11 protein-coding genes are annotated in these 11,788 nt (G+C 55.7%); 3 read left to right on the plus strand and 8 right to left on the minus strand.

The genetic code is table 11. The annotated features are described in order from the left end of the window. Positions 1-46: 46 nt before the first annotated feature. Entirely contained in the window at positions 47-1,432 is a 1,386-nt protein-coding gene (gene rhlE, locus ACERY3_RS02770) for an ATP-dependent RNA helicase RhlE (protein WP_033144989.1), read from the plus strand. A 97-nt stretch (positions 1,433-1,529) separates the two neighbouring features. Then, complete coding sequence (gene dinG / locus ACERY3_RS02775; RefSeq protein WP_373225006.1) at positions 1,530-3,707, plus strand: ATP-dependent DNA helicase DinG; 2,178 nt, start codon at positions 1,530-1,532, stop codon at positions 3,705-3,707. Here dinG and ACERY3_RS02780 read toward each other — a convergent pair. The 5 genes from ACERY3_RS02780 to ACERY3_RS02800 form a co-directional block, all read right to left on the minus strand. Next, positions 3,694-4,197, minus strand: a complete 504-nt coding sequence (locus ACERY3_RS02780; protein ID WP_058841685.1) for a fimbrial protein — start codon at positions 4,195-4,197, stop codon at positions 3,694-3,696. The genes dinG and ACERY3_RS02780 overlap by 14 nt on opposite strands. After that, positions 4,194-5,186, minus strand: coding sequence for a fimbrial protein (locus ACERY3_RS02785; RefSeq protein ID WP_047061877.1), 993 nt, complete (start codon positions 5,184-5,186; stop codon positions 4,194-4,196). Before ACERY3_RS02785 ends, ACERY3_RS02780 begins: the two co-directional genes overlap by 4 nt. A 20-nt stretch (positions 5,187-5,206) precedes the next feature. Continuing rightward, positions 5,207-7,750 (minus strand): fimbria/pilus outer membrane usher protein, encoded by a 2,544-nt coding sequence (locus ACERY3_RS02790; protein ID WP_214586612.1) that lies wholly within the window; start codon positions 7,748-7,750, stop codon positions 5,207-5,209. Between the two features lie 25 nt (positions 7,751-7,775). Then, positions 7,776-8,450, minus strand: a complete 675-nt coding sequence (locus ACERY3_RS02795; protein ID WP_048976785.1) for a molecular chaperone — start codon at positions 8,448-8,450, stop codon at positions 7,776-7,778. 68 nt (positions 8,451-8,518) lie between these two features. Next, positions 8,519-9,055, minus strand: a complete 537-nt coding sequence (locus ACERY3_RS02800; RefSeq protein WP_029739812.1) for a fimbrial protein — start codon at positions 9,053-9,055, stop codon at positions 8,519-8,521. 266 nt (positions 9,056-9,321) lie between these two features. On the opposite strand from ACERY3_RS02800, the gene ybiB reads away from it, so the two are divergent. After that, positions 9,322-10,284 carry a DNA-binding protein YbiB gene (gene ybiB / locus ACERY3_RS02805; RefSeq protein WP_058841683.1) on the plus strand — a complete coding sequence of 321 codons (963 nt, stop codon included), beginning with the start codon at positions 9,322-9,324 and terminating at the stop codon, positions 10,282-10,284. A 115-nt stretch (positions 10,285-10,399) separates the two neighbouring features. Here ybiB and ybiJ read toward each other — a convergent pair whose 3' ends face one another. The 3 genes from ybiJ to ACERY3_RS02820 all read right to left on the minus strand — a co-directional run bounded on the left by ybiJ (position 10,400) and on the right by ACERY3_RS02820 (position 11,603). After that, entirely contained in the window at positions 10,400-10,660 is a 261-nt protein-coding gene (ybiJ, locus tag ACERY3_RS02810; protein ID WP_023310874.1) for a DUF1471 family protein YbiJ, read from the minus strand. A 285-nt stretch (positions 10,661-10,945) separates the two neighbouring features. Beyond that, the gene (locus tag ACERY3_RS02815; RefSeq protein WP_058841682.1) at positions 10,946-11,212 is read right to left on the minus strand and encodes a DksA/TraR family C4-type zinc finger protein; all 267 of its coding nucleotides are present in this window, start codon (positions 11,210-11,212) and stop codon (positions 10,946-10,948) included. A gap of 124 nt (positions 11,213-11,336) precedes the next feature. Continuing rightward, on the minus strand, positions 11,337-11,603 hold the full coding sequence (locus ACERY3_RS02820; RefSeq protein WP_373225007.1) for a YdgH/BhsA/McbA-like domain containing protein: 267 nt from the start codon (positions 11,601-11,603) through the stop codon (positions 11,337-11,339). Positions 11,604-11,788: the final 185 nt, after the last annotated feature.

The raw sequence follows: 11,788 nt of genomic DNA on the forward strand, positions 1-11,788 counted from the left end.
TCCCTGAAAACTACACCTGTGATGGTCGGGGCGGTTCGGAGTTTTTATGTCTTTTGATTCCCTTGGCCTGAACCCGGAAATTCTGCGCGCGATCGCAGAGCAGGGCTACGTTGAGCCAACCCCAATCCAGCAGCAGGCGATCCCCGCTGTTCTTCAGGGCCGTGACCTGATGGCGAGCGCCCAGACCGGTACCGGCAAAACCGCCGGTTTTACCCTGCCGCTGCTGGAACTGCTGGTAAAAAACCAGCCGCACGCCAAAGGCCGTCGTCCGGTTCGTGCCCTGATCCTGACCCCAACCCGCGAGCTGGCGGCGCAAATTGGTGAGAACGTGCGTGACTATAGCCGCTATCTCAACATTCGTTCGCTGGTGGTTTTCGGCGGGGTAAGCATCAACCCGCAGATGATGAAGCTGCGCAGCGGCGTCGACGTTCTGGTTGCGACTCCAGGTCGCCTGCTGGATCTGGAGCACCAGAATGCGGTGAAGCTGGACCAGGTTGAAATTCTGGTGCTGGACGAAGCCGACCGCATGCTCGACATGGGCTTTATCCACGATATTCGTCGCGTGCTGGCCAAGCTGCCCGCGCGTCGTCAGAACCTGCTCTTCTCCGCGACCTTCTCCGACGAGATCAAGGCGCTGGCGGAAAAGCTGCTGCATAACCCGCTGGAAGTGGAAGTGGCGCGCCGCAACACCGCCTCCGAGCAGGTGACGCAGCACGTTCACTTTGTGGATAAAAAGCGCAAGCGGGAACTGCTCTCCCAGATGATCGGCCAGGGCAACTGGCAGCAGGTGCTGGTCTTTACCCGCACCAAGCACGGCGCCAACCACCTGGCGGAACAGCTGAACAAAGACGGCATTCGCAGTGCGGCGATCCACGGCAACAAGAGCCAGGGCGCGCGTACCCGTGCGCTGGCTGAGTTCAAATCCGGCGACATCCGCGTGCTGGTGGCGACCGACATCGCCGCCCGTGGCCTTGACATTGAAGAGCTGCCGCACGTGGTGAACTACGAGCTGCCAAACGTGCCGGAAGATTACGTTCACCGTATCGGCCGTACCGGCCGCGCGGCGGCAACCGGTGAAGCGCTCTCTCTGGTCTGCGTGGACGAGCACAAGCTGCTGCGCGACATCGAGCGCCTCCTGAAGAAAGAGATCCCGCGCATCGAAACCCCGGGTTACGAAGTGGACCCGTCGATCAAAGCCGAGCCGATTCAGAACGGTCGTCAGGGCGGCGGTGGACGTGGTCAGGGCGGCGGCGGTCGCGGTCAGCAGCCGCGTCGTGCCGAAGGCGGCGCACCGAAATCATCCGGCAAACCGCCGCGTCGTAACAACGACAGCAAACCAGCGGGTGAAAACCCGTGGCGCAGCGGCGAGGGGAAACCGGCAGGTGAAGGGCAGCGTCGACGCCGCCCGCGCAAGCCTGCTAACCCGCAGTAATCTGGAAGCCCGGTCGTAAAGCCGGGCTTTTCTTTTTGCGGCAGCGAAAAGAAAGTGCCACAATAGTGGCTGTTTATACAGTATTTCAGGTTTTCCGATGGCTTTAACCGCTGCGCTCAAGGCGCAAATTGGCGCATGGTATAAGGCGCTACAACAGCAGATCCCCGACTTTATCCCCCGAGCGCCGCAGCGGCAGATGATTGCTGACGTGGCAAAAACGCTCGCCGGGGACGACGGGCGACATCTGGCGATTGAAGCCCCGACCGGCGTCGGGAAAACCCTGTCGTATCTCATTCCAGGCATCGCGATTGCGCGGGAAGAGGACAAAACGCTGGTGGTCAGCACCGCCAACGTGGCGCTGCAGGACCAGATCTTCAGCAAAGATTTGCCCCTGCTGCGCAAAATCATCCCCGACCTGCGGTTTACGGCAGCCTTTGGGCGCGGGCGTTACGTGTGCCCGCGTAACCTGGCGGCGCTGGCCAGCAGCGAGCCGAATCAGCAGGATCTGCTCGCGTTTCTGGATGACGAACTGACGCCAAACAATAAGGCCGAGCAGGAGCAGTGTGCAAAACTCAAAGTCGAGCTCGACGGCTATAAGTGGGACGGCCTGCGGGATCACACCAGCCAGGCCATCAGCGACGACCTGTGGCGCAGGCTCAGCACCGATAAAGCCAGCTGCCTGAACCGCAACTGTCACTACTACCGCGAGTGTCCGTTCTTTGTCGCCCGGCGTGAAATTCAGGAGGCGGAAGTGGTTGTGGCAAACCACGCGCTGGTAATGGCGGCGCTCGAGAGCGAAGCGGTGCTGCCGGAGCCCAAAAACCTGCTGCTGGTGCTCGACGAAGGCCACCATCTGCCGGACGTGGCGCGGGATGCGCTGGAGATGAGCGCCGAAATCACCGCTCCGTGGTTCCGCCTGCAGCTGGATCTCTTCTGCAAGCTGGTAGCGACCTGCATGGAGCAGTTCCGCCCGAAAACCACGCCGCCGCTGGCGGTGCCGGAGCGGCTGAGCGACCACTGTGAAGAGGTCTATAGCCTCATCTCATCCCTGAACAACATCCTGAATCTTTATCTTCCGGCAACCCAGGAAGCCGAACATCGCTTTGCGATGGGTGAGCTACCGGAAGAGGTGATGGCGATCTGCCAGCAGCTGGCGAAACATCTGGAAAAGCTGCGCGGGCTGGCGGAGATGTTCTTAAACGATCTCAGCGAGAAAACCGGCTCGCATGACGTGGTGCGTCTGCACCGCGTTCTGCTGCAGATGAACCGCGCGCTGGGGATGTTCGAAGCGCAGAGCAAGCTCTGGCGGCTGGCCTCGATGGCGCAGGCGTCCGGCGCGCCGGTCACCAAATGGGCCACCCGCGACGTGCGGGACGGGCAGGTGCACCTCTTTTTCCACTGCGTGGGCATCCGCGTGGCCGATCAGCTGGAAAAGCTGATCTGGCGCAGCGTGCCGCACGTGGTTGTCACCTCTGCCACGCTGCGTTCCCTGAACAGTTTCTCAAGGCTGCAGGAGATGAGCGGGCTCAAAGAGAAAGCGGGGGACCGTTTCGTGGCGCTGGACTCGCCGTTTAACCACTGCGAGCAGGGCAAGCTGGTCATTCCGCGCATGAAATTCGAGCCGCTCATCGACAACGAAGAGCAGCACATCGCGGAAATGGCGGCCTACTTCCGCGAGCAGGTCGAAAGTAAAAAGTACCCCGGTATGCTGGTGCTGTTTGCCAGCGGGCGGGCGATGCAGCGCTTCCTCGAACACGTCACCGATCTGCGTTTACTCCTGCTGGTGCAGGGGGATCAGCCGCGCTACCGGCTGGTGGAAACCCACCGTAAGCGCATTGATAACGGCGAGCGCAGCGTGCTGGTGGGGTTGCAGTCGTTTGCTGAAGGTCTGGATTTGAAAGGCGATTACCTGACGCAGGTGCATATCCATAAAATCGCCTTCCCGCCTATCGACAGCCCGGTGGTGATCACCGAGGGGGAGTGGCTGAAAAGCCTCAACCGCTATCCGTTTGAGGTGCAGAGTTTGCCTGCGGCGTCGTTTAACCTGATTCAGCAGGTCGGGCGCTTGATTCGTAGCCACGGCTGCTGGGGCGAGGTGGTGATTTATGACAAACGTCTGCTCACCAAAAATTACGGCCAACGGCTCCTGAACGCGCTGCCGATCTTCTCGATCGAACAGCCGGAAGTGCCCGAGGTAAAAAAACCGCCGGTCAAACTGACCGCAGGGCGCAAGAAAAGCCTCCGTGCTAAGGGGCGCGGTCCTACTGGTAAATGAAGGTCACCTGCACCACGCTGCTGAACGTTCCTGCCGTGACCGGCAATGAGGTGGCGTAATAGCGGGCGGCCAGCGGGAAATCCGCCGTGTGATTGTCCTGGTTGATCAACACGCTGAAGCTGGCGTCCGGGGCAAGCGAGATCTGATCCTGCGGGTCGGCAAGCTCCAGCGCCAGTCCTTTCGCGGTTCCGGTGCTGGCGAATTTAGTCGGATGAATGCTGTCTGGCTGACCGTGAAAGGTGGCCGTGGCCAGCACGGAAGTGGTTGGGCATTTCGACAGGGTTAAGTCGAATGAATGCCATTGTCCGGTATCGCCCACATCCTTAAAATCGCCGGCATTCGCTTTGCCCAGATTCACCGTCAGGTTCTGGCTGGCGCTGTCTACCTGGCAGGCGTTGGCGTAAATGTTTCCGCGAATATCGAGCTGAATCTCTTCCGCCAGGCTCTGGCTGGCGACTCCAAGGAGTAAAAGGGCTAATAAGGTTTTCATTTGTAGGCCACCGTAATGGTTGCGACGGCATTCGCCGTTCCGGGCGTCACCTCCGAACTGGTTTGTTCGTAAGAGACGCTGAAGGGATATTGCGAGCGGATATTGGCATAGGCGGTAAAGGTATCCATATATTGCCCGAAAACAGGCATCTGACCGTTAAAGAGCATTCTCACCCCCACGCCGGTCGCCACGCCGTTTTCCGGCGTTAATTTGATCACGCCAGGAAAATTCGTTTCATAGCCATTGGCGCTGGTGACCATCATTTCCGGCTGTACATCCTGATCGCAGAGCATGTCGATATTGAATACCGACTGGGAGACCAGGGTTCCCGGACCGGTAAAACGGCTTACCGGAAAATCCCCCAGCGTGACGGTCAGAGATTTGGGCGATACGGTGCAGGTGACTGCTTTAACCACCACGTTACCTGAGTAGGAGAGGGTGTTTGGATAACTCAAGCTTTCTACTTGCTCAACGCCAAAGCCAAATTGTGTATTACTGGATGTGAGTGTACCGGCGGTAACCACCTCGCTGGTTTTCACCAGTTCCAGCGAGACGTCGAAGCTAAACGCAAATGAACCATCGCTACCGCTCGAATCAGACACCTGACCCACGGAAGACTTAGTTGTGCAGATTTGGTCTGCTGCTCCCATCACACGCTCCCCTTTACTGTTTCGGAGCGACACGCCGATCCCGGCAACACCCGACTCATAAACACCAGGGATATTGGGAGTCTCTCTACCCAGGCCGTGGTAACAGGCAATGATCTGACGGCCTGCGTCTTCGGCTGTATAGCAGCCCCCCGCAATGTGAGCCGAACGTTCCGTTCCCGGGATGGTCTCTCCCACGGGAAGGCTGGTAGGTACTGAAATAGACGCTAACGACAGCAGCGCTGGTAAATTTGGTGAGACACAGTTGGCCTTTGCGTGCGGCATAAAGAGTGCTGCCGTCGCCAGAACTAAAAGTAAGAAAAACGATTTTGCTATCTGCATTATGATCGGTCCGGTGTTAATCAGTGACACTGCGCGGCAGCGTTAATAATGTTGGTGTCATCCTTCTCTTGCGTCAGGGCGTAATCGGCGACGCAATGCTCGCTCGCCTCCTTGCCCCACGAAACGAAAAGGCGTCCTTGCTGCGGCAGTCCGGTGAGATACACCAGGCCGTCGTTACCGACGATAAATTCGCTGCTCTTGTCTTCCGTGGTGACCGTTGCGCCAAAGGGCAGCGGTTTGTCTTTCCAGGCCAGCGTCATTAAGACGCGGTTGCCCACGCGAGTATCGAAGCTGGCGCGAACTATCGCGCCGCGCGTTGGTGTCACCGTCTGCGAGGCGTGTGTCACGTCGGCATCGTCTGGCAGCGTCTCGGTATCCAGCGAAATTGGGTTGTGACGCCACGGAGTGACAAAGGGCACCAGCGTATAGCCGCGATAGTCCGTTTCCACGCCCGTCTGGTTGGCAACGTGCGTGCCGTGCGTTCCCGGTGCTTTAATCAGCACCACGGTTTCGCCCAGGGTCTGACCGAAGGTGACGCCGTCAGAGTGGGCGACGATGCCGCCCTGGATCCCGGCGTTCACGGAGTGCTGATGGCTGTCCTGGCTTACGCCGCCGCGCACTTCACCGTAGGTGCCTTTGTAATCCGCATTCATACTGGTGGAGGTGTTGTTATTGGCGCTGTCCAGTCCCTGCTGAACGTTCCAGCTCAGCTTGTCTCCCTCCAGCGCGGTACCATTCAGGCCCAGGTTGTGGGTGGTGCCGTCTTTACCGTTGTTCAGGCTGTAGTTTGCCCAAGTGTTAGGCAGCCAGCGGTCGAGCGGAACCGACACGTTAAGGCCGATTTGTCGGTCATAGCTGATGGATTTACCGTCCTCGTCCGTGTCGTCGCTGTTTTTATTGACGCTGTAGCTCAGGCTATAGCTCACGCCGTGCCAGCTATTGTTGTAGTTAACGCTCAGGGAGGTCATATCCTGACGCTGGCTCCAGTAACTCTCTTTCACCAGGCTTAGCGTCACTGAACCCCACTTGTCGCCAAGCGTCTGGTCGACGGTGGCTTCTGCCCGTGCGCGGCGCTGCTGTGGAGCGGACCAGTCGTTTGCACTGGTCCAGGACTCCATGGTGTCCTGCAGGGTGTAAAAGCCTTTGCTGTTGTAGCGATAACCCGCCAGCGAAAAGTGAGTGCCGGTCGCGGTAAAATTTTTGCTGTAGCGCAGACGAAGGGATTGCCCGTTGCTGGTTTTGCGCTTTTTCAGTAACGCTTTGGCGCGGGTAACGTCTACGGAGAACGCCCCGAGGTCACCAACGTTTTTCCCTGCGCCGAGCGCGGCGGAGTGGTAATGCGAACTCTGCTGCGTACCGCCGTAAACGGTGACGCCGTGTGGCAGACCATAGATGGCGCTGCCCTGGGCGAAAGGGGTCTTCTCAACCTCTTTATCGTATGAACGATAGCGCCCTGCAGCGACGCTGTACTTCAGGTGTTTTTCCCGCTGCAGAACCGGCACGGAGGCAAACGGCACCACAAAATGACTCTCGCTGCCGTCGGTCTCTTTTACCGTGACGTTCAGATCGCCGCTGCTGCCGGTGGGGTAGAGATCGTTAATCTCAAACGCGCCGGGGGCGACGGTGTTTTGGTAGATAACGTAGCCATTCTGGCGAACTACCACCTGGGCGTTACTGTGCGCCGTACCGCGCACCACCGGGGCATACCCGCGCTCGCTGTCCGGCAGCATGTCGCTTTCGGTAGCCAGCTGTGCGCCAGTGTAAGAGACACTGTCGAAAACGTCGGCCTGGGTGCTGCTCTGTCCCACGGTCAGCTCGCTCTTCAGCCCCACGATATCGCGCTGGGCATAGGTATAGACCGGGGTCAGCTTGCCGTCGCCCTGACCGCCATCCGAATTGTGGTTCCAGGTGCTGTAATTTCGCACGCGCCAGGCACCGGTGTTAAAACCGGGGCGCAGGTTAATAAACTGGCTGCTGTTGTCCGCTTTCCCATGCTGGCGGGCGCGGCTTTGGCTGGCGTTAACGCTATAGTTCAGGATGCCCGCGGTGATCCCTTCGTCATACTCTTTCGGATCGATATAGCCGCGAGGCACCTGGCCCAGCGCCGACTGGGGAATACTCAGCAGTAGTTGCTGGTTTTTGATGCGGAAAGTCGCCGAGGCCGAAGGGATGGCGCTGAGATCCGCGCATTCCCCTTTTGCAGCCAGCTTTGGATAATCTTTGGTTTTGATGCCCAGATGCGTTAATTCATCCAGACTCAGGCATGGCTGCAGAGAATCATTTCCCTGCGCATCTTTTTGTAATGTAAAAAGGACGTCACGGGTGTCGATTTTATTGTTATTGACGAACATCGTGACCTGATATTTACCGGGCGCCTGACCGGGACCGTTTTCATAAACAGAGAGATCGGTCTTTGCCTGCTCTGGATTATCAATATCCAGCAGGGCAGGGTTAAAATAATCATCAGCGTGGGCCTGCAGCGCGCAGCATGTCACCGCTATCCCACAAAAAGTGGGCAGCATTTCACGCAGTCGACGTAATAGCGGCTTAGTTGTGCTGTACATGATTATCCAGGCGTTGAATAGAGTATTAACGAACGGATGCAGACCAGGTTTTACTGATGCTTCCGTAATCGTTAATGACCGACCAGCTTACGGTGTTACCGTTCGTATTTGCCGGAAGGGCAAAGCGGGTAGAGGTATCTGGCACAGCCCAGGTAGCTTTTGCCACTTTTTGGCCGTTCAGCGTTACGCTCTGGAAATTCATATAGAAAGGCGTGGGGTTGTTTACCACCAGATCATTGCCTTCGCGGTGCCATTCCAGTTTATCAGCCACTGCTTCAGGTTTGCCTTTAATCGATGCAGGGCGATACAGCAATTTAATACGGGTATTAATGGCTATTTGTAATGTATTAACGCCCTCTTCATGACTTGAAGAAGGAATGGCTTTAATATTTAACCAGTACAACGACTCGCGATCTTCTGGCATATTTCCGCCGGTGCGCACCACGCGCAGCACGTTATCTTCTTTAGCGTTCAGACGGAACAGAGGCGGGGTAATCAGAAATGGCGCTTTACCGCCTTTTTTCAAGCCGGTATCCACCCAGGACTGTACCAGATAGTTAATATCATCCGGATTGGAAATCCCAATCGAAGACTCTTTTTTCTCTCCCTGATAAACCAGTCGGGTGCCATTAATAATCACACCTGCATGGGCTGTTACTGCGGTCAGTAAAAGTGCGCTTAATAAATAACTGTGTCGCATAAATCTGTCTCAAAGAAAGAGGAGATATTAACCTTCGCGTGAAGGCGAATATCTCCTTATTGATCGTATCAGTTATAAATAACTGTAAAAGTAGACGCTGAGTTAGCCTGGCCGGCAGTGATCGATGCCTGAGTCTGTATATAACGTGCGCCAAACTCCAGATTATTTACCGTCGTGCCAGCAGCTAAAGGATACTGCTTTGAAGGCGTATATAAACTGACGGGCTGTTCGGAAGAATCCACCAGCTGAATTGCCACGCCAGTTGCCGTCGTCGCACCCGGGGTCAAGGCCAGCGTGGTGTTATTATCCGCATCTGGCGTACCACCGAAGTTGATGGCTGCCGACGTGACCGTTTCCGGGCAGTTTTTTAACTGAATATCAAATTTCGTTAAGGTGCTGGTAGAGCCTGCGCCGGTAAACGCTGTTTTGGAGACTTTGCCCAGCGCAACATTCAGCGGACTGCTTAAGCCGTTAACCACCTGACAGGCGGAATCGATAATTTCACCTGTGAAGTTAATTTGCCCTTCACCGGTGGATGCTGCGAAAGAAGATGCAGAGCATCCCAAAGCGGCAGCAATGAATATACCTAAAGTGACTTTTTTCATATTTAAACCTGTATGTTTCTCCTTTCGACATCTGCATCCCGCATTATTCGAAGTTATGTCTCAACTACTCACCGCCGACTATTTAATCAGAAAATTCAGGCCGGGAAAGGTCCCGCGCGGCTTCCTAATAATCCAATTAATTCTTGCAAAATAATTTTTCTTACTAAAACAATTGATTATAAAAACCCGCAGGGTGGGCAAAAAAACTAACAGCGGAGTCATCATCAGGGCTATATTGTTGATAACCTGCTGTAAGGAGAAATGTCGTGGATTATCGTAAAATTATCAAAGAGGTAGGCAGAGGCAAAAACCACGCCCGCGATCTGGACCATGAAACCGCGCGTGCGCTTTATACCCGCATGCTTAACGGCGAGGTGCCGGAGCTGGAGCTGGGCGGTATTCTTATTGCGCTGCGTATTAAAGGCGAAGGTGAAGCGGAGATGCGCGGCTTCTATGACGCCATGCAGGCGCAAACGCTGCGCTTAACGCCGCCGGTGGCTAAACCGATGCCGATTGTGATCCCGAGCTATAACGGCGCGCGCAAGCAGGCAAACTTAACCCCGCTGCTCGCTATCCTGTTACACAAGCTGGGGTTCCCGGTGGTGGTGCACGGCGTTAGCGAAGATCCCACCCGCGTGCTGACGGAGACCATTTTCGGGATGCTGGGCATCGAGCCAACGCGTCATGCCGGTCAGGCGCAGGCTAAGCTGGATGGTCATCAGCCTGTTTATATCCCGGTCGGCACGCTCTGCCCGCCGCTGGAAAAGCAGCTCGATATGCGCTGGCGCATGGGCGTGCGCAACAGCGCGCACACGCTGGCGAAGCTGGCCACGCCGTTTGGCGAAGATGCCGCCCTGCGTCTTTCCAGCGTCTCGCACCCGGAATACGTGGCGCGCGTGGGGCAGTTCTTTGAGGCTATTGGCGGAAGGGCGTTACTGATGCACGGCACGGAGGGCGAGGTTTATGCGAACCCGCAGCGCTGCCCGCAGGTGATGCTGATTGATTCTGCAGGCACGCGCGCCATTCTTGAGCGCGGGGAAGAGAATACCGGTGTGATATTGCCTGAGGCAAAAGATCCCCATACTACAGCCCACTGGATTGAGCAGTGCCTTGCCGGAAATGTTCCTGTTCCACATTCGATCAAGCTGCAGATGGCCTGCTGTTTGCTGGCTACCGGAGAAGTGGAATCCGTTCAGGACGGGCTTGAACGCGTGGCGCAGGCGTTTTAGACAAAAAAAGCCCGTCCAGTGGCGGACGGGCAAGCAAGGGTAACAACAACAGGGTCAATGAGGGTGGAGCAGCTCACCAGAGGGTATGGCGAGGGTACAGCATTCATTCAGTCGATTATTTGTAGATAACCGCGGTACCGCTCAGCTTGTTATTGCCGTTAGCGGAGGTAATGGTGTATCCGCTTGCACCGGCAGCAGCGGCTTTCTCAGCCAGTTTGGCTTCCAGACCGTCCAGGGTGGTGGCGCCATCAGCACTGACCACACCAACTTTGTTCATGTTCTGTGCCTGAGTAGAAGAGACAGGCTCTACGGCGAAAGCGCCGAAAGACAGAGCGGACAGGGCAACAGCAGCTACAGCATATTTGATGGTTTTCATAATTAATCTCTCGCAGGTGTTTCTGTTAAGGGGACGATGTTCCGTCGATGTGATGAGTATCACGGTTTTTTACGAGAGATAAAATCGAAGAGAATTGACGTGGTTGCTCAAAAAAATTGAATGACAAATAACTTATTGAATATTAATAAATTCAAAGTGCCGCTTTACACTTCTTGTGGATGCGCTTTACAGAGGAGACAAGAAGGGCACGTTTTGCTACGCGTCTGGCTAAAAACCGTGAGCGTAAAGGAACGTGCGGGCTCGGTTAGCCTGGGTAAAGTAAAGTCAACGCAACTGGCTGTCTTTCGAACCTCTGCGATTATATCCTGAGTGCAATGATTTTTTTGAATCTTTATGCTGCTGACACGTAATGCAAAGCCGCACGCCGGGGATGGCTTTTCGACGCGCCTCCGGAATGGGTTCTCCGCATTCTTCGCATTCCGTTAGGCTTTCACCGCGCGGAATTTCACCGCGGGCACGCGCAACCGCATCTTCAATTGTACTGTTGATCTGTTCGTTAACAGCGTCGTCATTTGCCCAGCCGGAAGCCATAGCGTCCTCCTGAAATCGGTTTAGGCCATACGTTTACTATGGGGTTAAAAAATGAACAATCAAGGCGAAGGGAGAAGAGAACTGCACCTGTGTGGCAGATGCAGTGTGTTGGCGTGTCGTGGGGTTACTTGTAGATGGTCGCGGTGCCAAACATATGGTTATCGCCGCTGGCGGAATTAATCTCGAATCCTTTTGCACCTTCCTGACGGGCTTTTTCGGCGAGTTTAGCCTGTAGGTCGTCAAGGTTACTGGCACGGCTTACCGAAACGGTGCCCGCAGGGCGTAGCTGGCTGGTGTCATTACTCTGGGTGAGTGACTGGACGGCCATGGCAGAGAAGGACGCGGTCGCCAGGGCGGCTGCGATAACAGCAAGGGTCAGGTACTTTTTCATAATCACATCCTCATGAGGAAACAACAGGTGATTCCCTTTAAGTTTAGAAGCCTGACGAGTGTGACTTAGCGCAAATATTTGATGATGATCTGCTTATTTTTTGAACGATATAAATTGACAATTCGCTGACGGATCATAGACATAAAGGTGTTTGATTTATGGCTGTTTTTTGAACGCCGCAGAGA

The organism is Enterobacter cloacae complex sp. ESBL7 (assembly GCF_041679625.1).
Classification (GTDB): domain Bacteria; phylum Pseudomonadota; class Gammaproteobacteria; order Enterobacterales; family Enterobacteriaceae; genus Enterobacter; species Enterobacter asburiae_B.